Source organism: Kocuria rosea subsp. polaris, from assembly GCF_001483755.1.
GTDB classification, from domain to species: domain Bacteria; phylum Actinomycetota; class Actinomycetes; order Actinomycetales; family Micrococcaceae; genus Kocuria; species Kocuria cellulosilytica.
This window is the reverse complement of sequence record NZ_LQBK01000023.1, coordinates 41,844-65,927: the sequence shown is the minus strand read 5'-3', so window position 1 is coordinate 65,927 and position 24,084 is coordinate 41,844. Positions and strand designations below refer to the sequence as shown.

The window sequence follows — 24,084 nt, the reverse complement described above, 5'->3', positions numbered from 1 at the left end:
GGTGGGTCAGACAGCCGTCTCGGCGAAGCGCATGGTCAGCGCGTAGGCCGCGATGCACAGGGCCCACACCACGGCCGTGGCGGTGGTGAGGCGGACCAGGTTCTTCTGGGCCACGCCGGAGGTGTTGAGGGACTGGGTCATGCCGCCGCCGAACATGTCGGAGAGTCCTCCGCCCTTGCCCTTGTTGAGGAGCACGAGCAGGACGGCCAGCAGGCTCGTGAGCACGATGACGGCCAGGAGCACGTTCTGCAGAATTTCCACTGGGGCCTTCCCTCGAGGTGTCCGTCGAGCAGCCGCGCCCGGGCGGCGCGGACGGTCAGGGGGTCGTGATCAGTCGGTCACGAGGTGCTGCTCGAACCTGGCAATGCTAGCAAACTCCTCGGCGTCGAGGCTGGCGCCGCCGACGAGCACGCCGTCCACGTCCTTGCCCTTGAGGATCGACCCGGCGTTGGCCGCCTTGGCGGAGCCGCCGTAGAGGATGCGGGTCTTCGCCGCGGTGTCGGCGTCGTAGAGCCCGGCGAGCTCGGCGCGGATGGCGGCCGCCATCTCCTGGGCGTCCTCGGGGCCGGCGACCTCGCCGGTGCCGATCGCCCAGACGGGCTCGTAGGCCACCACGAGCTCGGCCACCCGGTCCGCCTCGAGGCCGGCGATGGAGCCGCGCAGCTGCTCGAGGGTGAACGCGACGTGCTCGCCGGCCTGCCGGACCTCGAGGCCCTCGCCGACGCACAGCACCGGGACCAGCCCGTGGCGGTGGGCGGCGGCGATCTTCGCGTTGCACAGCTCGTCGGACTCGCCGTGGACGGTGCGGCGCTCGGAGTGCCCCACCAGCACGTAGGTGCAGCCGAGCTTGGCCAGGAACTGCCCGGAGATGTCGCCGGTGTAGGCGCCGGAGTCCTGGTCGGAGAGGTCCTGGGCGCCGTAGACCACGCGCAGGTCGTCACCGTCCACGAGGCTCTGCACGGAGCGCAGGTCGGTGAACGGCGGGAAGACGGCCACCTCGGCGCGGGAGTAGTCGTGCTTGGCGTCGTTCAGGGTCCACGCGAGCTTCTGCACCAGCGTGATCGCCTGGGCGTGGTCCATGTTCATCTTCCAGTTGCCGGCGATCAGCGGCGTGCGGTCGAACTCTCCGTTGGTCTGCGAGGTCATCAGGAACTCCTGTCCGCGGCGGGTGCGCCGCTCGTCGTGCGTATCGGCAGTGCTGAGCTGGGCGTCAGGGGCGCCCCGGGGCGTGACGCTCCGGGACGCCCCTGATCCAGTGGTGGAGGGTGCGGGTCAGGCGCCCAGGGCCACGACCCCGGGCAGCTCCTTGCCCTCGATGAACTCGAGGGAGGCGCCGCCGCCGGTGGAGATGTGCCCGAACTGGTCGTCGGAGAACCCGAGGTTGCGCACCGCCGAGGCGGAGTCGCCGCCGCCGATCACGCTCATCGCGTCCGAGGCGACGACGGCCTCGGCCACCGCCCGGGTGCCTCCGGCGAAGGCCTCCATCTCGAACACGCCGGCGGGGCCGTTCCAGAACACGGTCTTCGCGCCGCGGATCCGCTCGGCGAACAGCTTCGCGGACTCGGGGCCGATGTCCAGGCCGAGGCCAGAGGAGCCGATCTCGCCGTCCTCGATGGCGTCGACCGGGCGCACCTCGTGCGCGGCGTCCGCGGCGAACTCCGCCGCGTAGACGACGTCCACGGGCAGGACGATCTCGGTGCCGGCCGCGGCGGCCTTCTCGAGGTAGTCCTTGACCGTGCCGATCTGCTCCTTCTCCAGGAGGGACCCGCCCACGGAGTGCCCCTGGGCGGCGAGGAACGTGAAGACCATCCCGCCGCCGATGAGCAGCGAGTCGGCCTTGCCGATGAGGTTCTCGATGACCGCGAGCTTGTCGGAGACCTTGGAGCCCCCCATGACGACCACGAAGGGCCGCTCGGGGTCCTGGACGACCTTCGTGAGAACGTCCAGCTCCCGCTTGACCAGGTCGCCCAGGTAGGCCGGGAGCCGGTGCGCGATGTCGAACACGGAGGCGTGCTTCCGGTGCACCGCCCCGAAGGCGTCGTCGACGTAGGCCCCGTTCTCGCCCGTCAGGGCGGCGAGCTCGTCCGCGAAGGCGCCGCGCTCGGCGTCGTCCTTCGCGGTCTCGCGGGGGTCGAAGCGCACGTTCTCGAGCACGAGCACCTCGCCGTCGGAGAGGGCCTCGGCCTTGGCCTGCGCGTCCTCCCCGACGACGTCGGTGGCGACCACCACGGGGAAGTCGGCCAGCTCGGCCAGTCTCCGCGCGGCGGGGGCGATCGAGTACTTCGGGTCGACCTGCCCCTTGGGCCGGCCGAGGTGCGCCATCACGATGACGCGGGCCCCGGCCTCGGCCAGCTTCCCCAGGACCGGCAGGGACGCGCGGACGCGTCCGTCGTCGGTCACGGTGGAGCCGTCCAGGGGGACGTTCAGGTCGGAGCGGACCAGGACGCGGCGCCCGGCGACGCCGTCGGCGATCAGTTCGTCAAGTGCATGAGCCATGTCACTCACCCTACCCCGGCGGCGGTGCGGGGCCGGAGCCTCAGAGCTGCGCGCCGACGTGGGAGACGACGTTGACGAGACGGGAGGTGTAGCCCCACTCGTTGTCGTACCAGGCGATGACCTTGACCTGGTTGCCGATGACCTTCGTCAGCGGGGCGTCGAAGATCGTGGAGATGCTGTCGCCCTGGATGTCCGAGGAGACGATGGGGTCCTCGGTGTACTTGACGATGCCCTTCATGGGGCCCTCGGCGGCCTCCTTCATGGCGGCGTTGACCGACTCGACGGTGACCTCCTGCTGGGCGTCGAAGGTGAGGTCCACGACGGAGCCGGTGGGCACGGGCACGCGCACGGCGAAGCCGTCCAGCTTGCCCTTGAGCTCGGGCAGGACGAGGCCCACGGCGGCGGCGGCACCGGTGGTGGTCGGCACCATGTTGAGGGCGGCGGCGCGGGCGCGGCGCAGGTCCTTGTGCGGGCCGTCCTGCAGGTTCTGGTCCGCGGTGTAGGCGTGGATCGTGGTCATCAGGCCGCGCTCGATGCCGAACGCGTCGTTGAGGACCTTCGCCATGGGCGCGAGGCAGTTGGTCGTGCAGGAGGCCGCGGAGACGATGTTCATCGACGCGGCGTCGTAGCTGTCGAGGTTGACGCCGGGCACGAACGTGCCGTCGATCTCCTTGCCGGGGGCGGACAGGACGACCTTCTTGGCGCCGCCGTCCAGGTGGGCCTTGGCCTTGGAGCCGTTGGTGAAGCGGCCGGTCGACTCGACCACGACGTCCACGCCGAGCTCGCCCCAGGGCAGCTTCGCGGGGTCGGGCTCGGCGAGGAACTTGACCTCGTGGCCGTCCACGCGCATGGTGTCGCCCTCGAGGGTCACCTCGCCGGGGAACCGGCCCATGATGGAGTCGTACTTGAAAAGGTGGACCAGGGCCTCCGGGTCCGTGAGGTCGTTCACGGCCACGACCTCGATGTTCTCGCCCTGCTCGCGCGCCGCGCGGAGGAAGTTGCGTCCGATGCGTCCGAAACCGTTGATGCCCACTCGAATGGTCACTGGGTTCTCCTGTGTTGGTCGGGGTCTGGATCGTTGAACCACGTCCCATTCTACGTGGTTATCCCTGGGATGTCTTGGGGTCATGAAAGATCCACCCCCAATTCATCGCCAAACCCACACAAACCAACATCGGTGGACACGGAACCCCGGAAACCCACGGACCGGGTCGTGGCTTTTCGGGGGGCCCGGAGGCGCCGCGGCGGGTGCCTCCGGGCCCGGCTCAGGAGGGCAGGGTCTCCGCGGCGACCCCGGCGTCGGTGCCGGGGAGGTCCAGCTCCTCCGCCCGGCGGTCCGCCATGGCCAGCAGCCGGCGGATCCGGCCGGCCACGGCGTCCTTGGTGAGCGGGGGGTCCGCGAGCCGGCCGAGCTCGTCGAGGCTGGCCTGCTTGTTGGCCAGGCGCAACTCCCCCGCCTGCCGCAGGTGCTCCGGGACGTCGTCGCCGAGGATCTCCAGGGCGCGCTCGACCCGGGCGCCGGCGGCCACCGCGGCCTGCGCGGAGCGGCGGAGATTGGCGTCGTCGAAGTTGGCGAGGCGGTTGGCGGTGGCGCGCACCTCCTTGCGCATCCGCCGGTCCTCCCACTGCAGGAGCGTGCGGTGGGCGCCCATCCGGGTGAGCAGCGCGGCGATCGCGTCCCCGTCCCGCACCACCACGCGGTCCACGCCGCGCACCTCGCGGGCCTTCGCGAGCACGCCGAGCCGGCGGGCCGCGCCCACGAGCGCGAGCGCGGCCTCGGGGCCGGGGCAGGTGAACTCCATCGCGGCGGAGCGGCCGGGCTCGGTGAGGGAGCCGTGGGCGAGGAAGGCCCCGCGCAGCACGGCCTCGGCGTCGGCCACAGCCCCGTTGACCACGGCGGGCGGGAGCCCGCGCACGGGGCGCCCGCGCGAGTCGAGCAGGCCCGTGCGGCGGGCGAGGGCCTCGCCGTCCTCGACGACGCGCACCACGTAGGAGCTTCCGCGGCGCAGTCCCCCGCCGGAGACCACCACGATCTCGCTCTCGTGGCCGAAGACCTCGTGCACGGCGCGGCGCACCCGGTGCGCCGTGGCGCCGAGGTCCACCTCCGCCTCGACGACGATGCGTCCCGAGACGATGTGGAGCCCGCCCGCGAAGCGCAGCAGGGCGGAGAGCTCCGCGCGCCGTTCCGAGGACCTCTTGATCTCGAGACGGGACAGTTCTTCCTTGACCGATGACGTCAGGGCCACGCGGTTCCTTTCCTGGGGATGTCGGGGGGTCGATGTGGGTGCGGAGCTCAGCGGTGGCGCTCGAAGATCTCCTGGTAGGCGGCCGCGAGCCGGAGCGTGTTGTGCACGGCGGTGCCGGGGTGGGCCCGGACGTCGGCGTAGAAGACCTCGGCGCCCAGGCCGCGGGCCACCTCCTCGAGGTCTGCGCCGTCCTCGGTGGCCGTGGGGTCGGCGAGGACGACGTCCAGGGTGAGCTCGGGGCAGTAGGCGTGCAGGACCCGCAGGTGGTCGGCGGCCGTCTTGCCGCGGGTCTCGGTGTCCGGCGAGAGGTTCAGGGTGACGCAGCGCCGTGCCCGGGACCCGCAGATCGCCTCCCGCAGCTCGGGCAGCAGCAGGTGCGGCAGCACGGAGGTGTGCCAGGAGCCCGGTCCCATGATCACCCAGTCGGCGAGCCCGACCGCCTCGACCGCCTGCGGGCACGCCGGGGCGTCGGGGGGCACGAGCCGGACGTTGCACACGTCGGCCTGCTTGGCCAGGAGCGCCTGGCCGGTGATGGTGCGCCCCGCGCCGGGCGTGCCCGGGGCGCAGTCGCCGCCGGACGGGGGGACGTCACCGGCGATGACCAGCGGCTCCGTGGACATCGGCAGCACCCGGCCGCGGGCGCCCAGCAGTGCGCCCGCCCACTCCAGGCCCGCCACGGGGTCCCCGAGCAGCTCCCACAGCGTGACGATCAGCAGGTTGCCCAGCGCGTGGTTGTCGAGGGTCGTGGAGCGGCCGTCCGAGGCGCTGAAGCGGTGCTGCATGACGTCCCGCCACGTCCGGCCCCACTCGGAGTCGTCGCACAGCGCGGCCAGCGCCATCCGCAGGTCCCCCGGGGGCAGGACGCCGAGCTCGTCGCGCAGCCGGCCGGAGGAGCCGCCGTCGTCGGCCACCGTCACGACCGCCGTGAGCAGCGGGGTGATCCGGCGCAGGGCGGCGAGGTTCGCCGCGAGCCCGTGCCCGCCGCCGAGGGCGGCCACGGACGGGCTGTCCCCGCCGGGCCGCCGGTGGGAGGGGTCCGGGGAGTGGTGGGGGTCGACGTCGGCGCCGCTGCTGAGGGGCAGCCGGGGGAAGGCGCCGGTGGGAGGAAGGGTCATCGGGGGTCCAATGCGGATGAGGGCGAGCCGGTCACTCCCGGCCCATGTCCCGGTGCTGGATGCTGACGGTCACGAGCGGCAGCTTGGCGAGCCTGCGGGCCACCTCCTCGCTCATGGCCACGGAGCGGTGCTTCCCGCCCGTGCAGCCGATCGCGATGGTGGCGTAGTGCTTGTTCTCCGTACGGTATCCCGCGAAGACGGGTTCGAGCATGGCGACGAACCGGTCCACGAACTGCCGGGGGCCCTCGTCCTGGAAGACGTAGTCCCGGACCTCGTCGTCCTTGCCGGTGCGGGGGCGCAGCGACGGCACCCAGTGCGGGTTGGGGATGAACCGTACGTCGGCCACGTAGTTCGCGTCCGCGGGGACGCCGTACTTGAAGCCGAAGCTGAGCACGGTCAGGCGCAGGACCACGGGCCCGTTCGTGGAGAACAGGTCGGCCACGGCGCGGGAGAGCGCGTGCACGTTGAACCCGGAGGTGTCCAGGACCACGTCGGCGGACTCCCGCAGGTCGGTCAGCAGGGCGCGCTCGGCGCGGATGCCGTCGAGGATCCGTCCGCCGGCCTGCAGCGGGTGGGGCCGGCGCTGGTGCTCGTAGCGGGAGACCAGGACCTCGTCGGCGGCGTCCAGGAAGAGCACCGAGAAGTCGACGTCGGACGCCTCGAGGGCGGCCAGGGTCTCCTTCATGTCGTTGAACAGGGCCTTGCCGCGCACGTCGATGACGACCGCCAGCTTGGGCAGGGCCTGCGGGGTGCGGGAGACGAGGTCCGCGAGGGTGTGCAGCATCTGCGGGGGCAGGTTGTCGACCACGTACCAGCCGAGGTCCTCGAGGGCGTTCGCGGCCGTGCTGCGCCCGGCCCCGGACATGCCCGTGACGACGAGCAGCTCCGAGCTCGTCGGCTTCGCGTGGTCCGTCCCGGCGGCCGTCCCGACGTCCGCTCCGGCGGTGTGCTCGCTCATGTCCGCTCCGTCTCCCGTCGTCCTGCCCTGCGCCTGGCGTGCCGTGCCCGCTGCGGCGGCTCCGCGCCGGCCGGTGCACCGGTCGCGGCGGGGCCCGCGCGGCGGTCCCGCCCCAGCCTAACGAAGTCCGCGGGGTGCCGCCGCGCGGCGGGGCGCGGCCCCGCGCTCAGGAGAGCACCTCGCCGGTGGTCATGTTCACGGCCGGGGCGGCGGTGTCGTCGGCGGACTGCAGCGCGGCGGCCACCTTCTCGGCCAGGGTGCGCCCGAAACCGGGGACCTGCTCGATCTCCTCCACCCGGGCGGCCCGGAGCTTCTTGACGGAGCCGAAGTGCTTGAGCAGCGCCTTCTGCTTGGCGGGGCCCACCCCGGGCAGCTCGTCGAGCACGGAGACCGTCATGGCGGAGGAGCGCTTCTTGCGGTGGAAGGTGATGGCGAAGCGGTGGGCCTCGTCGCGGATCCGCTGGAGCAGGTACAGCCCCTGGCTGGCGCGCGGCAGGATCACGGGGAACTCGTCGTCCGGCACCCAGACCTCCTCGAGCCGCTTGGCCAGGCCGACCACGTGCACGTCCTCGATCCCGAGGTCCTGCAGCGCCCGGGCGGCCGCGGCGACCTGCGGGGGCCCGCCGTCGACCACCACGAGGCTGGGCGGATAGGCGAAGCGGGCCCGCTCGGGGGCCTCGACCCCCGCGTCCACCTCGCCGGTGCGCGGCCCGGCGGCCTCCCGCTCGGCCTGCTCCTCGAGGTGGCGGCGGAAGCGCCGCGAGATGACGTCGTACATGGACGCGGTGTCGTCCCGCGCGGCCTCGCCCGTGACCGAGAACTTCCGGTAGTCCGACTTCTTGGGCAGCCCGTCCTCGAAGACCACCATGGAGGCGACGACGTTGGTGCCCTGCACGTGGGAGATGTCGTAGCACTCGATGCGCATCAGCGGCACGGGGATGTCCAGGGCCTCCTGCAGCTCCTGCAGGGACGCCGAACGGGTGGTGATGTCGCCGGCCCGCCGGGACTTGTGCAGCTTGAGCGCCTGCCGGGCGTTCTCCTGGACCGTCTCCATCAGGTGCGCCTTCTCCCCGCGCTGCGGGACGGCGATCGACACGCGGGACCCGCGCAGGCCCGAGAGCCACTCCTCGAGCCGGTCGGCGCTGTCGGCGGGCTCGGAGAGCAGCACGGTGCGCGGGATGGCGTCCTCGCGGTAGGCGGCCTCCGCGGCGGGCCGGTGCTTGGACCCGCCCGGGGACGGGGGCGCGGCGGCCTGGGCGCTCTCGGCGGCGTCCGCGGCGGTCTCGCCGTAGACCTGCTCGAGCAGCTGCTCGAGCAGCCGTCCGCCGTCGGCCTCCTCGACCTTCTCGGTGACCCAGCCGCGCTGGCCGCGGATCCGGCCGCCCCGGACGTGGAAGACCTGGACCGCGGCCTCCAGCTCGTCCTCGGCGAGGGCGAAGAAGTCGGCGTCGGTGCTGTCGGAGAGCACCACGGCGTTGCGCTCGAAGGCCTTCTCCAGGGCGGCGATGTCGTCCCGGCGCGCGGCGGCGGTCTCGAAGTCCATGGCCGCGGCGGCCTCCTGCATCTGCCGCTGCAGCTCCTTGATGAACGGCGTCGCGTGCCCGGCCATGAACCGGCACAGGTCCTCCGCGAGCGCGTAGTGGTCCTCCGCGGAGATCCGCCCGACGCAGGGGGCGGAGCACTTGTCGATGTAGCCGAGCAGGCACGGGCGCCCGGACTGCTCGGCGCGCCGGTAGACGCCCTTGGAGCACGTGCGGACGGGGAAGACGCGCAGCAGCGCGTCGAGGGTCTCGCGGATCGCCCAGGCCTGGGAGTAGGGGCCGAAGTACCGGTTGCCCTTCTTCTTCTCCCCGCGCACCACCTGGGCCCGGGGCACGGACTCGGCCATGGTCACCGCGAGGTAGGGATAGGACTTGTCGTCCCGGTAGGCGATGTTGAACCGGGGCTTGAACTCCTTGATCCACGTGTACTCGAGCTGCAGGGACTCCAGCTCGCTGCCCACCACCGTCCACTCGACGCCGGCCGCGGTGGTGACCATGGCGCGGGTCTTGGGGCTCAGGGCGTGCGGGGGCGCGAAGTAGGAGCTCAGCCGGTTGCGCAGGTTCTTGGCCTTGCCCACGTAGACCACGCGCCCGTACTCGTCGCGGAAGCGGTAGACCCCGGGGGCGGTCGGGATGTCCTGGCGGGCGGGGCGGTAGCTCTCGGGGTCGGCCACGGTCCTCCTCAGCGGCCGGTCGGGGCCGGGGAGGTGTACCGGGCCAGCAGCTCCCCGAGCTCGGCGGCGTCCTGGGCCACGGCGGCGAAGCCGGTGCCCAGCTCGTCCTCGTCGGCGAAGCCCCACGCGACGCCGAGGCAGTCGATGCCGTGGGCGAGCGCGCCCTCGGCGTCGTAGCGGCGGTCCCCGATCATCACCGTGCGCGCGGGGTCCGGGGCGTGCACGCCGAGCCGGCGCAGCGCCTCGCCGATGATCGCGGGCTTGTCGTGGGCCTGTCCGTCGCGCGGGGCGGCCGCGGCGTCGTCGGCGGCCCCCGAGACGGTCTCGAACCAGCGGCTCAGCCCGAACCGCGCCACGGCGAGCTCGGCCGTGGGCTCCGGCTTCTGCGTGGCCACGGCCATCCGCACCCCGGCGCCGTGCAGGCGCTCCAGGAGCTCCTCCACCCCCGGGTAGATCCGGGTCTGCGCCAGTCCCTCGGTGCGGTAGCGGGCCCGGTAGGAGGCGACCACCGCGGGGATCTCGTCCTCCGGGACGTCGGTGAAGGTCCGCAGGGAGAAGCCCACGGGCGGCCCCACGAACCGGCGCAGGTCCTCGGGCACGGCGTGGCCGTGCTCGGCCAGGGCCCGGGCGATGCCCCCGGTGATGGCCCCGGCCGGGTCGAGGAGGGTGCCGTCCAGGTCCCAGAGCACCACGGGGGCGCTCATCGGCCGGCCCCCGCGGGGGCGGGGCGCTCGGCGAGCACCTCGGCGAGGAACCGGCCGGTGTGGCTGTCCGTGTTCCGGGCGACCTGCTCCGGGGTGCCCTCGGCCACGACCTGGCCGCCGCCCGAGCCGCCGTCAGGGCCGAGGTCCACGATCCAGTCGGCGGACTTGATGACGTCCAGGTTGTGCTCGATGGTCATCACGGTGTTGCCCTTGTCCACGAGCCCCTGCAGCACGAGCAGCAGCTTGCGGATGTCCTCGAAGTGCAGCCCGGTGGTGGGCTCGTCCAGCACGTAGATGGAGCGGCCGTTGGAGCGCTTCTGCAGCTCGGCGCCGAGCTTCACGCGCTGGGCCTCGCCGCCGGACAGGGTCGTGGCCGGCTGGCCGAGCCGCACGTAGCCCAGACCGACGTCCACGAGGGTGTTCAGGTGCCGGGCGATCGGGCCGAACGCCTTGAAGAACTCGGCGGCCTCCTCGATGGGCATCGCCAGCACCTCGGCGATGGTCTTCCCCTTGTAGTGCACCTCGAGGGTCTCCCGGTTGTACCGGGCCCCCTTGCACACCTCGCACGGGACGTAGACGTCCGGCAGGAAGTTCATCTCGATCTTGATCGTGCCGTCGCCCGAGCACGCCTCGCAGCGCCCGCCCTTGACGTTGAAGGAGAACCGGCCGGCCTGGTAGCCGCGCACCTTCGCCTCCGGGGTCTCGGCGAAGAGCTTGCGGATGTGGTCGAACACGCCCGTGTACGTGGCGGGATTGGAGCGCGGGGTCCGGCCGATCGGACTCTGGTCCACGTGCACCACCTTGTCCAGCTGGTCCACGCCGTCGATCCGCTTGTGCCGGCCGGGGACCTGCTTGGCCCCGTTGAGCGTGTTGGCCAGCGAGGTGTAGAGGATGTCGTTGACCAGCGTGGACTTCCCGGATCCGGAGACCCCGGTCACGGCGGTCAGCACCCCCAGCGGGAAGGAGACGTCGATGCCGCGCAGGTTGTTCTCCCGGGCGCCCACGACCTTGAGCATCCGCTTGCGGTCGATCGCGCGCCGCTGCGCGGGCACCCGGATGGCCCGGCGGCCGGAGAGGTAGTCCGCGGTGATGGACCCCTCGTTGGCGAGCAGCTCCTCGTAGGTCCCGGAGTGCACCACGCGCCCGCCGCGCTCGCCGGCGCCGGGGCCGACGTCCACGATCCAGTCGGCCTCGCGGATGGTGTCCTCGTCGTGCTCGACCACGATCAGGGTGTTGCCCATGTCCCGCAGCTTGGTGAGGGTCTCGATGAGCCGGCGGTTGTCCCGCTGGTGCAGGCCGATGGACGGCTCGTCCAGGACGTAGAGCACCCCCACGAGCCCGGCCCCGATCTGGGTGGCCAGGCGGATGCGCTGGGCCTCGCCGCCGGACAGCGTCGCGGCGGCGCGCTCGAGGTTGAGGTAGTCCAGGCCCACGTCCACGAGGAACGTCAGCCGGGACTGGATCTCCTTGAGCACCTGCTCGCCGATCTTCGCCTCACGGGTGCTGAGCTCGAGGTCCCGGAAGAAGGCGTGCGCCTCGCGCATGGGCATGCGGGTGGTCTCGGCGATGTTCTTCCCGCCCACGGTCACGGCGAGCATGGTGGGGTTCAGCCGCGCGCCGTCGCAGGCCGGGCAGGCCACCTGGCGCATGTACTGCTCGTAGCGGTCCTTGGCGTTGTCCGACTCCGTCTCGGCGTGCTTGCGCTTGATGTAGCCGATGACGCCCTCGAAGCCCTGGGTGTAGCGGCGCTCCCGGCCGAACCGGTTCCGGTAGGCCACGGTGACCTGGTAGTCCTTGCCCTCGAGGATCGCCTTGCGCGCCTTGGCGGGCAGCTTGCCCCACGGGGTGACGAGGTCGAAGCCGAGCTCCTGGCCCAGCCCGGCGAGCAGACGGTTCCAGTACTCGCTGGTGGCCTTGCCGAGCGACCACGGGGCGATCGCGCCCTCCACGAGGGAGAGGTCCGGGTTGGGGACCACGAGCTCCTCGTCGACCTCGAGCCGGGAACCGATGCCGTCGCACTCCGGGCACGCGCCGAACGGAGCGTTGAAGGAGAAGGACCGGGGCTCGATCTCGTCGGCCTGGAGGGGGTGCTCGTTGGGGCACGCGAGGTTCTCGGAGAAGGGTCGGCGCAGCTCCAGCGGGTGGGCGATCTCCTCGTCCGTGCGGGGCACCAGTTCGACGACGACGCGGCCCTCGGCGAGGCCCAGCGCCGTCTCCACGGAGTCGGTCAGGCGCTGGCGGATGCCCTCCTTGACCACGAGCCGGTCCACGACCACCTCGATGGTGTGCTTGTACTGCTTCTTGAGCTTGGGCGGATCCGAGAGCTGGACCGTCTCGCCGTCCACGGTGGCGCGGGAGAAGCCCTTCGCGGTGAGCTCCTGGAAGAGGTCCACGAACTCGCCCTTGCGCTCGCGCACCACGGGCGCGAGCACCTGGAAGCGGGTCTTCTCCGGCATCTCGAGGAGCTGGTCCACGATCTGCTGGGGGGTCTGCTTCTCGATCGCCTCGCCGCACTCGGGGCAGTGCGGGTGGCCGACGCGCGCCCACAGCAGGCGCATGTAGTCGTAGATCTCGGTGATGGTGCCCACGGTGGAGCGCGGGTTGCGGGAGGTGGACTTCTGGTCGATCGACACCGCCGGGGACAGGCCCTCGATGAAGTCGACGTCCGGCTTGTCCACCCGGCCCAGGAACATCCGGGCGTAGGAGGACAGGGACTCGACGTAGCGGCGCTGGCCCTCGGCGAAGATCGTGTCGAACGCCAGCGACGACTTCCCGGAGCCGGACAGCCCCGTGAACACGACCATGGCGTCCCGGGGCACGGTCAGCGAGACGTTGTCGAGGTTGTGCTCGCGCGCGCCCTGCACCACGATCTCGGTGAGGTCGGACCGGCGGGCGGTCCGGGCGGCGGCGGTGGTCACGGGACCGTCGAGGGCTTCGGAGGGCTCGGTCGACGGGCTCATGACCAGGGTGGACGTGGGGATCGGCTCAGACACGCCCTCCACTCTAGTACCGGGCCCGGACATCGGGACCGGGTCCGTGGGCGGGTTCACACCCGGTCCACGGGGCCGGTGGAGGTGTCCTCGCGGACCCGCTCCCCCGCCGCGCCCCCGGCGGAGGAGCCGCCCGGCGAGCCGGTGCCGTCGTTCCCGGGGGTGCCGGCCGTCCCGGGCTCCCGGCCGGCCGCCTCTTCCTGCTGCCGGCGCCGGATCTCGCGGGCGTCGAGGGTGCGGGTGACGACCTTGAGCCGGCCCGTGGCGGGGTCCACCTCGACGATGTCCACGGTGCGGCGCAGCGGGACCTCCTTGATGAGGAGCACCGCGAGCAGGGTCACCAGGGACGCGACGGCGGCGACCAGGAAGACGAGGCCGGTGCCCGTGCCGTAGGCCTCGCGCACCACGCCCTCGACGGAGGCGGGCAGCGACTCCAGGTCCATGGTGGGGCTGTCCACGGCGGCGGGGTCCCCGCCGCGGGCCCGGGTGCTCTCGGCCAGCTGCCCGGCGAGGTGGGAGCTCATGAGGGCGCCGAACACGGCGACCGCCACGGCGCCGCCCATGGTGCGGAAGAAGGCGACCGAGGAGGACGCCGCGCCCATGTCCTTGAGCCCCACGGTGTTCTGCACGGCCAGGACCAGGTTCTGGTTCAGCGCGCCGATGCCCAGGCCCACGAGGAAGATGAACACGCTCACGGCCCACAGCGCGGTGTCGTGCGTGAGCGTCGCGGCGAGGAACAGGCCCGTGGACATGAGCACCGCGGCGACCACCAGGATGATCTTCCACCGCCCGTAGCGGGTGATCAGCTGCCCGGCGACCGTGGCGCCCACGAGGGAGCCGAACACCTGTGGGAGCATCAGCATCCCGGCCATGGTCGGGCTGAAGCCCTGGCCGAGCTGGAAGTACTGGCCCAGGTAGGTGGTGGAGGCGAACATGGCTCCGCCGGTGGCGATGGCCGCCAGGATGGCCAGAGCGGTGGTGCGCTCGGTGACCACCCGGATGGGCAGCACGGGCTCGGCGGCGCGCTGCTCCACGAGCACGAACAGCACGGTGCCCACGAGCGCGGTGGCCACGAGGGCCGCCGAGGTCGGCGAGACCCACTCGAACATGCCCGGCTGCCCGGCCAGGGAGACCCACAGCAGCAGCGCGGAGGCGGAGACGATCAGCAGGGCGATGCCGAGCCAGTCGATGCTCACCTTCCGGGGCGCCTGCGGCGGGATGTGCAGGGTGCGGTGGACGAGCACCGCCGCCAGGACGGCCAGCGGGGCAGGGATGAGGAACACCCAGCGCCAGCCGAAGAGGTCCACGATGAGCCCGCCGAGCAGCGGGCCGGCGGACGTGGCCACGGCCATCACGGCGCCCATGTACCCGGCGTAGCGGCCCCGCTCCCGGGGCGGGATGATCGTGCCCATGATCGTCATGGCCAGGGCCATGATCCCGCCCATGGCCACGCCCTGGACCACGCGGGCCAGCACGAGGAATTCCACGGTCGGCGCCAGTCCGGCCATGCCGGAGCCGAGCACGAAGATCACGATGGACAGCTGCAGCAGCTTCTTCTTGTCGAAGAGGTCGGCGAGCTTGCCCCACACGGGGGTGGTCGCGGCGTTGGCGAGCAGGGTGCCGGTGACCGTCCAGGACAGCGAGGTCTGGTCCCCGCCGAGGTCGGCCATGATCACCGGCAGGGCCGTGCCGATGATGGTGAGGGTGACCATCGCCATGAAGAACACGGAGAGGATCCCGGTGAGCGCCCGCAGCACGTCCTGGTGGGAGGCGCCGGTCCCCCCGCCCGGTGCGGCGGTCGGCTGCTGTGACGTCATCGTGCGGTCGGCTCCTCGTGCTCTCGGTCTGCGTGCTCCTGGTCGGCGTCGTCCGCGCCGGGTCGGTCCTGCTTCTGCGGGCCCCGGCAGGACGTGGTGCGCTCCACGCCGAGGGAGGCCAGGAAGACGGTGGTGATCTCGTTGATGGCGCCCCGGCTGGTGCGGGCCTGCTCCTCGTCCCAGCCCTCGAGCCGCGCGGCGAGACGCTGGGCGTCCTCCTCCAGCACGGCACGGACCTGGTCCCGGCCCCGCTCCGTGATGGCCACCAGTGCGGCGCGCCCGTCGTCGGGGTCGGGGGTGCGCTCCACGTGGCCCTCGTCCTCGAGGACGGCCAGCTGGCGGCTCAGCCCCGAGGGGCCCAGCCCGGTCTCGGAGGCCATGACCGTGGCCCGGCGCGGCCCGTTGCTGTCGAGGTAGTAGAGCAGGGCGATGGCCGTGGGGTTGAGCCGGCGCCCCCCGGCGTCCGTCTTGGTCACGCGCTTCATGACGCGCTGCAGCTCGAGCAGGTCGCGCACCAGCTCCACGGCGGTGTCGTGGGAGACGGGCAAGGGACTCCTCCGGGATCGGGACGTTTCGCGGCGACAACGACGACGGGGCACCCGGTCCGCACTCCCCCGCACGTCGCGGGAGCCGCGTCGACGACGACGCAGGCGTGGTGCCACCGGATGCCCTGATAATTAGTTGCCGCACGCAACTGTATCCGGGTGCGGCGCCGGGGACAACCGCAGACCCCGTGCCGTCGGACACAGCGGGCGGCCCGTCCCCGGGCGGCCGGAACCCCTCCGGGGCAATCCGCGGAGCCGATCGTGCCCACCGGCCGGACCGATCCGGGCCCCGCAATTGGCCAGCACCGGGGCGCGGGAGTACCTTCGTGCTCATGATCGCAACGAAGACGGAGGTCACCGACCTCGCCGAGGTCACGATTCGCCGGATCTCCGTGAGCGAGATGGACAACAACGTCTATCTCCTCACGTCCAAGGACGAGGGCACGCAGGTCCTCATCGACGCGGCCGACGACGCCCGCGCGATCGCCGGTCTCGTGGGCGCCGGCAACGGCGACTGCTCGAACGCCTACGGCAACCTGCAGCTCATCATCACCACCCACTCGCACTGGGACCACGTCCGCGCCCTCGAGGAGGTCCGCTCCCGCTCCGAGGCCATGACGGCGTGCGGCGCCGACGACGAGTCCGACATCGCGGTGCCCATGGACCTGACCTTCGAGGACGGCGACACCGCCGAGTTCGACGGCTTCGACCTCGAGATCATCGGCCTGCGCGGGCACACCCCGGGATCGATCGCCCTGGTCTACCGCGACCCCGAGGGCCCGGCGCACATCTTCTCCGGCGACTCCCTCTTCCCCGGCGGCGTGGGCAAGACCAACAGCCCCGAGGACTTCCGGCAGCTGATCGACGACGTCACCGAGCGCGTCTTCGAGCGCTTCGACGACGACACCGTGGTCCACCCCGGCCACGGCAAGCCGACCACGCTGGGGGCGGAGCGACCGCACCTCGACGAGTGGCGGGCCCGCGGATGGTGAACGGCGGTCCCGCGACCGGGACCACGGCCCCCGACCGGAGCGCCTACACCGCCGTCCTGGTCTTCCCCGTCCTCGTGATCGTGGGCGGGCTCGTGGGGTTCCTGGCCCCCGGCGCCGTGGGCGGACTGACCGGGTGGATCAACCCCCTGCTCGGGGTGGTCATGTTCGGCATGGGCCTGACCCTGCGGCCCGTGGACTTCGCGCTCGTGGCCAGGCGGCCGCTGCCGGTGCTGCTCGGCGTCGCGGCGCAGTACGTGGTGATGCCCCTCGTGGCGCTGCTGGTGGTGTTCCTGCTGCGGCTGCCGCCGGAGCTCGCCGCGGGCGTGATCCTGGTGGGCTGCGCGCCCGGCGGCACGGCCTCCAACGTCGTCGCCTACCTCGCCCGCGGCGACGTGGCGCTGTCGGTCGCCATGACCTCGCTCTCCACGCTGCTCGCCCCGCTGCTCACTCCCCTGCTCACGCTCTGGCTGGCCGGGCAGTACCTGCCGGTGGACGGCGGGGCCATGGCCTGGTCGATCACCAAGATCGTGCTCCTGCCCGTCGTCGCGGGCCTGGCCGTGCGCCTGCTCGCGCCGCGCCTGGTCGAGCGCGCCCTGCCCGTCCTGCCGTGGGTGTCGGTCGCGGCCATCGCCCTGATCGTGGCGATCGTGGTCTCGGGCAGCGCCGACCGGATCGTGGAGGCCGGCCTGCTCGTGCTCGCGGCCGTGGTCCTGCACAACGTCCTGGGCCTGGCCCTGGGCCACCTCGTGGGCGCGGTGACGCGGCAGCCGATCGCCGTGCGCCGCACCACCGCGGTGGAGGTGGGCATGCAGAACTCCGGCCTGGCCGCCGCGCTCGCCGCCCAGTACATGAACCCGCTCGCGGCCCTGCCCGCGGCGGTGTTCTCGGTCTGGCACAACCTCTCCGGCGCGCTGTTCGCCGTGCTCTGCCGCCGTGCCGACGCCCGGACCGCGCCGCGCCTCCCAGCATCCTGAGAATCCCCGGTGCCGCTGTCCGCGGACCCGGGCCTCGGCTACCGTGAGCCCATGACCTTCGCCGCGCCCCGCGCCCCGCGAACCAGCGCGGAGCCCGCCGGCACGGCGGTACGCGAGGCCCTCGAGGCCGTCCGGTGCGCCCCTTCCCTCCTCGACGCCATCCGCCGTGCGGACGACCTGCCGGCGGCCGCCCGGCAGCACCCGGACGAGGCCCTGCCCGTGCTCGCGGCGGAGATCCACCGGCGCGACGACCAGGTCGCCGCCATCGCCGCGGTCCACGCCCTGGCGGCGGTGCCCGGGCCGCGGGCGGACGTCCTCCTCACCGGGCTCCTCGGCCACGACGAGCCGTGGCTGCGCGAGCACACCGCCTGGGCGCTCGCGGACCGCGCTCCCCTGTCCGGGGCGGAGGCCTCCCTGGCCGGGCTCGTCGCCGGCGGCGGCTTCCCCGGCATGCTCGCCCAGCGCACCCTGCAGGCGTGGGCGCCGGCGGCCGCGGGAACCGTGGGCCCGGCCCTCGAGCACGCCCTCGCGGGGGCTCTCGCCCCCGCGGCACGGGCCCGGCTCACCGAGACCCTCGGGCTCGTGCCCGGCACGGGTCCCGCCGGACTCCTCCGGGGCCTGGCCGCCGACCCCGCGGAGCACGAGGACGTGCGCGGCGCCGCCCTCGAGGCCCTGGTGGACCGGTGGCACGCAGACTCCGGCGACGTGGCCGGCCTGGCGGAGCTCGCCCGGGCCTGCGCGCGGGCGGCCGGCCCCCTGGCCGCGACGGCCCGGCTCGCCCTCGCGGAGATCGACGACGCGGGAGACCCCGCCCCGGCCGGCGGCGGGCTGACCGTCCTGCAGTCGTTCCTGCACGCGGAGATCGACCGGGACCTCACCTTCTCCGGGCGGGGGGACAACGGCGGGATCGCCACGCTCCTCGCCCAGCTGGGCGACGCCCTCAGCGCCCGCTCAGCGCCCGCCGGCGTCACCCGCGTGGTGACGGCGTCCCGGGGCACCCACGACGAGGCCCGGGAGGCGCTGCCGCGCGTCACGGGGCCGGGACACGTCTTCGCCGTCGTCCCCTTCACCGGACCCCCGGTGCACATGGCGGACGCCTGGCCGCGGCGCGTGGCCGCGGAGCGCGGGCTGCGGCGCGTGCTCCGGCGGGCCGGACCCGTCGACGTCCTGCACCTGCGCATGGCCGACGTCGGCTCGATGGCCGCCGCCGCCGTCGCCGCGGAGCTCGGCGTCCCCTGGGTGCTCACCATGGCCCCCGATCCGCACGCGCTCGTCGCCGCGCGGGAGCGAGCCGGCACCCTGACCCGCGCCGGGTTCGGCGCCGCCGACCACGTGGAGCACCTGTGGTTCCGCGTGCGCCTGCTCGCCGACCTCGCCGCCCGGGCGGAGCACATGGTGCTCTTCCCCCGGCCGGACCTGGCGCGGGACGCGCGCGAGCTCCTCGCCGTGGACCCGGGGGACGCCGCCCGGTGCACGGTCGTGCCCGAGGGCATCGACCTCGGCGCCGTGGACCGCGCCGCCGAGCAGGTGCGGGACGGCACCGGCTCCCAGCCGGCGGAGCTCGACGCCGTCCTGGCCGACCTGCCCGCCGAGCGGCGCGGGCTGCCGCTCGTCATCACGGTGGGCCGCCTGCACCGGGTCAAGGGCACCGCCACCCTCGTCGAGGCCTGGGCCCGGGACGCCGAACTGCGCGCCCGGTGCAACCTGCTCCTGGTGGGCGGGGACCTGGTGTCCCCCTCCCTCGACGAGCGCGAGCAGCTCGCCCGCATCGACGCCGTCCTCCCCCGGGACGAGGCCGCCGCCGCCGGCCTGCTCCTGGCCGGGCACCGGCCCCACGGCACGGTGACCGCCTGGCTCGCCGCGGTGCGCCGGGGCCGTCCGGGCCTGTCCTCCCGCGCCGGCGCCTACGTCTGTGCGAGCCTCAAGGAGGAGTTCGGGGTCGCGCTCGTCGAGGCCCTGGCGAGCGGTCTGCCGGTCGTGGCGCCCGACTCCGGCGGGCCGGCGACCTTCGTGGAGGACGGCGTCACCGGCGTGCTCGTCGACACCCGGGAGCCTGCCGCGCTGGCCCGGGCCGTGGGCCGGGCCCTCGACCTGGCAGCCCACCCCGACGCGGAGCGCACCGCCGACTCGGCCCGCGCCATGGTCCGCGAACGCTTCAGCATCGAGGTGATGGCCGCCGCCCTCACCTCCGTCTACGACCACGCGGCGGCGCGCGCGGCCGACAGGAGCCCCACCCCGTGACCCTGCTCGTCATCAGCCCGGACTACGCGTCCCACCTGTACCCCCTCGCGACCCTGGCCACCGCATGGCGGGACGCCGGGGAGCGCGTGGTCGTGGCCACCGGTCCCGCGACAGCTTCCATCGCCCGGGGCTTCGGCTTCGACGTCGAGCTCCTGCCGCTGGGCCGCGGCTCCAACCCCGGGGTCATCCGCGCGGAGGAGCAGCCGCCCGGGGAGGACGAGGCCCTGCGCGGCTTCTTCGCCGCCACCCGCCGCGGCCCCGCGGAGACCCTGTCCTTCCAGGCGCGGGCACGGCGGGACGACCTGCTCTGGGACCCCCTGGGCACGGCCCGGCGGGTCCAGGGCGTGGTGGACCGCGTCCGGCCGGACCAGGTGGTCGTGGACCACCTGGCCTTCGCGGCGCGCCTGGCCCTGACCGGCGCCGGGATCCGGCACGCCGACGTGGTGCTCGGCCACCCCTCGGCCCTGACGGTGGCGGACGAGGTCTACGGGCACCCGCCCGCGTGGCCGGGCCGGCTGCGCCCGTCCCCGGCCGAGCTCGAGGCGCTGCACCGGCTGTGCTCCGCCGTGCGGGACGGGTTCACCGAGCAGTGGAACGAGGCCCTGCAGCAGATCGCCCCCGGGTCCGCGGCGAGCGCCGACGCCTTCGCGGAGACCGGCGACGACCTCCTGCTCAACTATCCGGGCGAGCTCCACGACGAGCACCGCACCAGGGCGCTGCCCGAGCACACGTTCCTCGGCTCCGCCGTCCGGGAGGAGGCGGAGGACCCGGAGGTCGCCGCGTGGCTGGCCGGCTCGGACCGCCCGGTCGTCTACCTCAGCCTGGGCAGCTTCCTGTCCGTGCGCGGGGACGTCCTGGCCCAGGTGGCCGAGGCCCTCCGCGGCCTGGACGTGCGGGTCGCCCTCGCGTCCGGCTCCACCCGGCCGGCCGATCTGGGCCCCGTCCCGGACTCCTGGCTGGTCCGGGCGACGCTCCCGCAGGTCACTCTGCTGCACCGGGCGGCCGTCGCGGTCTCCCACGGGGGCAACAACAGCGTGACCGAGGCCCTCACCGCCGGGGTGCCCCTGCTCCTGCTCCCGATGTCCACGGACCAGTTCGCCGGGGCCGCCGCGCTCGAGGCGGCGGGGCTGGGCACGGTGCTCGATCCCAACGCCCTGACCGCGGCCGAGGTGCGGGACGCCGTGGCCGAGCTGCTCGACGAGGGCCACGAGCGGCGGGGGACGCTCGAGGACCTCCGGCACGACCTGACCCGCCGGCCCGGGCCGGGGCGGGCGTTCGCGGCCCTTGCCGGCTGAGCGGCCGGCCGGCGCCGTCCCGCCCGGCGACCTGCGGCTGACGGTCCTCCCGCCGTCCCGGCGGCTCGCCGACGCGACGGCGGGGCAGGCACCGGCCTTCGGCCGGACCCTCCGGCTCGCCCTCGCGATGCGCGGCGGCGTGAGCCTCGCCGTGTGGATCGGCGGCGCGGTGGCCGAGCTCGACGTGCTGCGCCGGATCCGCCTCCACCGGGACGGCGCGGGCCGGCTGCACGCGGTGCTCCTGCACCCAGCGGAGGAGGCCGATCCCCGGCTGGCCGAGCGCGCGGCGGTGTACGCCCGGCTGCTCGCGGACGCCGGCTACGACCGGGTGGAGCTCGACCTCCTCGCCGGGGCCAGCGCCGGCGGCCTCAACGGCGTGGTGCACGCGGTGGCCCAGCGCGCCGGCACCGACCTGGACGCCCTCGGCCGGATCTGGGCGGAGCACGGCGCCCTGGACCGCCTGCTGCGCCCGCTCGGCCGGCGCCCCGTGGACTCGATGCTGCGCGGGGACGACTACCTGTGGCCGCGGCTGCTCGAGGCGCTCCGGTCCCTCCACGGCAGCGCGGAGCACCACCCGGACCTGGTCGCGGAGCACGTCACGGTGGAGCTCTCCGCCACGGTCCTGGACAGCGACCCCTCCCTCTACAGTGCGACGGCGGAGGGGCGCGGCGACTTCCACTTCGCGTCGCGGGAGCCCGGCGCCCCCGCCCCGCCCCTGGGCAACGACATCCCGGCGCGGGACACCGCGCCCGGGGAGGCCGCCGCGGCGCTCTCCCGGCTGGCCTACGCGGCCCGGGCGACGGCCTCCTTCCCCGGCGCCTTCGAGCCGGCCTCGGTGTGGTCCGCCCCCACCCCGGGCCCCCGGGGGGCACCGGGCCCGGCCGCCGGGCGCCCCGACCTGAGCCACGCCTTCGGCGCGCACTGTGAGCCCGCGGAGCTTCCCTACCACGTGGTGGACGGCGGCGTGTTCGACAACATCCCCATCGACCGGGCGCTGGAGGCCGCTCGCACCAGGACGTCCCTGCGGCACGCCGACCGGGGCCTGCTGTACCTCGACCCGGACCCGCCCCACCGCGAGCCCCGCGTGCCCTTCGAGCGCGATCTCCCGCGTCTGGTGGGCACGCTCGCCGCCACGGTCGCCCGGCTGCCCCGGCGGGAGTCGGACGACGACGAGGTGCTGGCCCTGTCCGACTACCTGGACGCCCAGCTCGTGGCCCGGGGCCGCCTGCACCCGCTCGCGGCCCTGATCGACTCCTGGGACGGGGCCGCGCTCGAGGAGCGCCGCCGGGGCTATCTCCGCTACCGGGCCCGGGCCGACGCCGACCTGCTGTCCCGGCTCCTGACCCGGCCCGCGGAGTGGCAGCTCACCTCGACCACGGCCCGGCGCGACGCCCTGCGGGCCCGGCCGCCCCGTGCGCTCGAGCCCTTGCGGGCGGAGCTGCTCCGGCGCTACGACGCGCTCTCCCGGGGCCCGCTCGAGGAGCCCTCCGCCGCGGCGGTGCTGCGGGGAGCGCAGGCGCTGTTCGACGCCGCCTCCTGCGTGCTGTCCTGGGTGCGCGTCCTGGAGGAGCTGGGCCTCGCCGGCCTGCCGGGCCCGGCCGGGGGCTTCGACGCGGCCGGCGCCCGGCAGCGCGCCTACCGGGTGCTGACGGTCGCTCGCCACCAGCGCGACCGGCGGTTCCACGCCGTGCTCGCCGCCCTCGCGGACCCCGCCGCCGAGCCGGCGGCGGCCGTCGGCCCCTGGCTGGGCACGGCCGGCGCCGAGCCGACGGCGGGCTCCTGGGCGGAGCTCGACGCGGTCGTGGACGGGCTGCGGCGTCTGCACTCCGCGGTGGCGCAGCAGCTGGACGCCGACGGCCCGGCGCGGGCGGGTCGGCGGGCGGTGTGGGAAGCGTCCCCCTGGTCGAGGATCCCCGCCGGGGACGCGGCGCTGGGCGCCGTGGACCTGCCCCCGCTCCTGGCCGCGGCCGGGATCCCCGCCGCGGTGTCCCCCGTGGCCTACGGCGAGATCCGCGGGGACCAGGCCCCCGCGGAGCCCGCCGCGCACGCCGCCCTCCGGGACTCGCTCGTGCTCGACCGCCTTCAGCAGGCCCTCGACGCGCGGGGCGCGGGGCCGCGGGAGCTCGCGCGGCTGCTCACGGCCGACGACGGCCGGATGCCGGCCGGCGCCAAGCTGGCCGGTGCCGGGCTGCTGAACTTCCGGGGGTTCCTGGCCGGGGACTGGCGGGCCAACGACTGGTGGTGGGGCCGCCTCGACGCGGCGGCCGGCGTCGCCGGGTTCCTGCGCGGCCTGCCGGCGCCCGGCGCCGCCCCGGCGTCCGGCGCGCCGTCCAGTGCGGCGTCCGGCGCGGCCGGCGGACCTCGCGGCACGGACTCGGCGACGGACGACCCCGCCGTCGCCCGCCTGCAGACCAGCCTGCTGCGGGACCTCGGCGACGGCTCCGCCGCACGGGGCCGGGCGGCGGTCGGCGCGGGCGCCGACGGGCTGGACCGGCTGGCCCCGGGCCACCGTCTCTCGCTGGCCTCGCGCGGGGTGCGCGTGCTCGGCCGCGCCCTGGCCGGCACCCCGGACCTGCCCCGGCCCGCCTGGGAGGCGGTGCTGCTGGTGCTGCAGCCCGTGCTGGTGCTCCTGCCCACCGTGGTCGTCCCGGTGCGCGCCGCCCTGGTCGCCGTGGTGCTGGCGGCCGGGCTGTGGCCGGCCACGGGCCCGGCCGCCGGCGCCGGTCCGGCCTGGTCCTGGCCGGGGACCGTGCTGCTCGCGGCAGCGTCCGCCGCGCTGGTGCTGTCCCTCCTGCGCACGGGCCGGCGCGCGCTGCGGCGGTGGGCGGCCGTCCGGGACGCCACCGGGGTCCGGCCGCCCCCGCGCACCGGGCCCGCGGGGGCTGCGGTCCCGGCCGTCACGGCGGACGACGTGGCCGCCGCCCGCCGCCGGGCGCTGCGGCGGGCCGCCCTGCTGGGGGCGGCCGCGCTGTCCCTGCTGCTCCCCCTCTGGGCGGCCGTGCCGTCCCGGCGCGCCGCCGCGGCCCTGCTCCTGGTGCTCGCCGCGCTCGGCCTGGAGCGCCTCGCCGCGGTCGTGGCGGTGCGGGTGCCGGGCCGCGCGGGCGTGGACGAGGTCGGGCGCGCAGCCCTCGTGGTGCTCTCGGCGGTGGCCGTGTGGGCCGGGGCCGCCCTGACGGGGCTCCTGGACGGGGTGCCAGCCGGCGCCGGACCGCGGGCCGCCGTGCTCGCCCTGGCCCTGTTCGTGGCGGGCGCGCTGCTGCTGGCGGGATGGGTGCGGCCCGTTCCGGCCCTGGCCGTCGCGGCGGCCGCCGCGGCCCTCGGGGGCGCCGCGGCCTGGCTGCTGTGGACCTGGGCGGGCGGGCCCGGCGCGCTCCGGGCCGATCTGCCGGCCGTGGCGGGAGCGGTGCTCGGCTGGGCGGCCGTGCTGTGGTGGGCGCCCGGTGAGGCCGTGCTGCGGCGGTTCGGGCCCGGTGAGGAGCTGCTGCCCCGCCGGTGA

General features: G+C 74.6%; 17 protein-coding genes. 5 read left to right on the top strand and 12 right to left on the bottom strand.

Features of this window, described 5'->3' with window-relative positions; genetic code table 11:
- Positions 1-6 precede the first annotated feature (6 nt).
- The 12 genes from secG to AVL61_RS11770 form a co-directional block, all read right to left on the bottom strand.
- Complete coding sequence (gene secG, locus AVL61_RS11825; RefSeq protein ID WP_058874531.1) at positions 7-261, bottom strand: preprotein translocase subunit SecG; 255 nt, start codon at positions 259-261, stop codon at positions 7-9.
- Between the two features lie 69 nt (positions 262-330).
- Complete coding sequence (tpiA, locus tag AVL61_RS11820) at positions 331-1,146, bottom strand: triose-phosphate isomerase (RefSeq protein ID WP_058874530.1); 816 nt, start codon at positions 1,144-1,146, stop codon at positions 331-333.
- A 126-nt stretch (positions 1,147-1,272) separates the two neighbouring features.
- Positions 1,273-2,496, bottom strand: coding sequence for a phosphoglycerate kinase (locus AVL61_RS11815; RefSeq protein ID WP_058874529.1), 1,224 nt, complete (start codon positions 2,494-2,496; stop codon positions 1,273-1,275).
- Between the two features lie 40 nt (positions 2,497-2,536).
- On the bottom strand, positions 2,537-3,541 hold the full coding sequence (gap, locus tag AVL61_RS11810; RefSeq protein WP_058874528.1) for a type I glyceraldehyde-3-phosphate dehydrogenase: 1,005 nt from the start codon (positions 3,539-3,541) through the stop codon (positions 2,537-2,539).
- Between the two features lie 220 nt (positions 3,542-3,761).
- Complete coding sequence (gene whiA, locus AVL61_RS11805) at positions 3,762-4,742, bottom strand: DNA-binding protein WhiA (RefSeq protein WP_058874527.1); 981 nt, start codon at positions 4,740-4,742, stop codon at positions 3,762-3,764.
- A gap of 47 nt (positions 4,743-4,789) precedes the next feature.
- Complete coding sequence (locus AVL61_RS11800) at positions 4,790-5,857, bottom strand: gluconeogenesis factor YvcK family protein (protein WP_058874526.1); 1,068 nt, start codon at positions 5,855-5,857, stop codon at positions 4,790-4,792.
- 31 nt (positions 5,858-5,888) lie between these two features.
- Positions 5,889-6,815, bottom strand: a complete 927-nt coding sequence (gene rapZ / locus AVL61_RS11795) for an RNase adapter RapZ (protein ID WP_058874525.1) — start codon at positions 6,813-6,815, stop codon at positions 5,889-5,891.
- Positions 6,816-6,981: 166 nt separating this feature from the next.
- Positions 6,982-9,030, bottom strand: a complete 2,049-nt coding sequence (gene uvrC, locus AVL61_RS11790) for an excinuclease ABC subunit UvrC (RefSeq protein WP_058874524.1) — start codon at positions 9,028-9,030, stop codon at positions 6,982-6,984.
- Positions 9,031-9,038: 8 nt separating this feature from the next.
- On the bottom strand, positions 9,039-9,734 hold the full coding sequence (locus AVL61_RS11785; RefSeq protein WP_231738400.1) for an HAD hydrolase-like protein: 696 nt from the start codon (positions 9,732-9,734) through the stop codon (positions 9,039-9,041).
- Entirely contained in the window at positions 9,731-12,694 is a 2,964-nt protein-coding gene (uvrA, locus tag AVL61_RS11780) for an excinuclease ABC subunit UvrA (protein WP_231738401.1), read from the bottom strand. The genes AVL61_RS11785 and uvrA overlap by 4 nt, the downstream gene beginning before the upstream one ends.
- Positions 12,695-12,780: 86 nt before the next feature.
- Positions 12,781-14,541 (bottom strand): MDR family MFS transporter, encoded by a 1,761-nt coding sequence (locus AVL61_RS11775; protein ID WP_058874522.1) that lies wholly within the window; start codon positions 14,539-14,541, stop codon positions 12,781-12,783.
- Positions 14,538-15,089, bottom strand: a complete 552-nt coding sequence (locus AVL61_RS11770) for a MarR family winged helix-turn-helix transcriptional regulator (protein ID WP_058874521.1) — start codon at positions 15,087-15,089, stop codon at positions 14,538-14,540. Before AVL61_RS11770 ends, AVL61_RS11775 begins: the two co-directional genes overlap by 4 nt.
- A 329-nt stretch (positions 15,090-15,418) precedes the next feature.
- Between AVL61_RS11770 and AVL61_RS11765 the strand changes: the two genes are divergently transcribed.
- The 5 genes from AVL61_RS11765 to AVL61_RS11745 are packed head-to-tail and all read left to right on the top strand — an operon-like array spanning position 15,419 to position 24,084.
- On the top strand, positions 15,419-16,078 hold the full coding sequence (locus AVL61_RS11765; protein WP_058874551.1) for an MBL fold metallo-hydrolase: 660 nt from the start codon (positions 15,419-15,421) through the stop codon (positions 16,076-16,078).
- On the top strand, positions 16,072-17,052 hold the full coding sequence (locus AVL61_RS11760) for a bile acid:sodium symporter family protein (RefSeq protein ID WP_058874550.1): 981 nt from the start codon (positions 16,072-16,074) through the stop codon (positions 17,050-17,052). The genes AVL61_RS11765 and AVL61_RS11760 overlap by 7 nt, the downstream gene beginning before the upstream one ends.
- A gap of 9 nt (positions 17,053-17,061) precedes the next feature.
- A complete protein-coding gene (locus AVL61_RS11755) occupies positions 17,062-19,293 on the top strand; it encodes a glycosyltransferase (RefSeq protein ID WP_231738399.1) in 2,232 nt (743 codons plus the stop codon).
- Positions 19,290-20,588, top strand: coding sequence for a glycosyltransferase (locus tag AVL61_RS11750; protein ID WP_058874520.1), 1,299 nt, complete (start codon positions 19,290-19,292; stop codon positions 20,586-20,588). Before AVL61_RS11755 ends, AVL61_RS11750 begins: the two co-directional genes overlap by 4 nt.
- On the top strand, positions 20,578-24,084 hold the full coding sequence (locus tag AVL61_RS11745; RefSeq protein WP_058874519.1) for a patatin-like protein: 3,507 nt from the start codon (positions 20,578-20,580) through the stop codon (positions 24,082-24,084). The genes AVL61_RS11750 and AVL61_RS11745 overlap by 11 nt, the downstream gene beginning before the upstream one ends.

Bases quoted from the DNA above. Each gene is read 5' to 3' on its own strand.
- tpiA (WP_058874530.1), bottom strand. From the start codon at position 1,146: ATGACCTCGCAGACCAACGGAGAGTTCGACCGCACGCCGCTGATCGCC.
- AVL61_RS11815 (WP_058874529.1), bottom strand. From the start codon at position 2,496: ATGGCTCATGCACTTGACGAACTGATCGCCGACGGCGTCGCCGGGCGC.
- AVL61_RS11800 (WP_058874526.1), bottom strand. From the start codon at position 5,857: ATGACCCTTCCTCCCACCGGCGCCTTCCCCCGGCTGCCCCTCAGCAGC.
- rapZ (WP_058874525.1), bottom strand. From the start codon at position 6,815: ATGAGCGAGCACACCGCCGGAGCGGACGTCGGGACGGCCGCCGGGACG.
- AVL61_RS11785 (WP_231738400.1), bottom strand. From the start codon at position 9,734: ATGAGCGCCCCCGTGGTGCTCTGGGACCTGGACGGCACCCTCCTCGAC.
- uvrA (WP_231738401.1), bottom strand. From the start codon at position 12,694: ATGAGCCCGTCGACCGAGCCCTCCGAAGCCCTCGACGGTCCCGTGACC.
- AVL61_RS11775 (WP_058874522.1), bottom strand. From the start codon at position 14,541: ATGACGTCACAGCAGCCGACCGCCGCACCGGGCGGGGGGACCGGCGCC.
- AVL61_RS11765 (WP_058874551.1), top strand. From the start codon at position 15,419: ATGATCGCAACGAAGACGGAGGTCACCGACCTCGCCGAGGTCACGATT.
- AVL61_RS11760 (WP_058874550.1), top strand. From the start codon at position 16,072: ATGGTGAACGGCGGTCCCGCGACCGGGACCACGGCCCCCGACCGGAGC.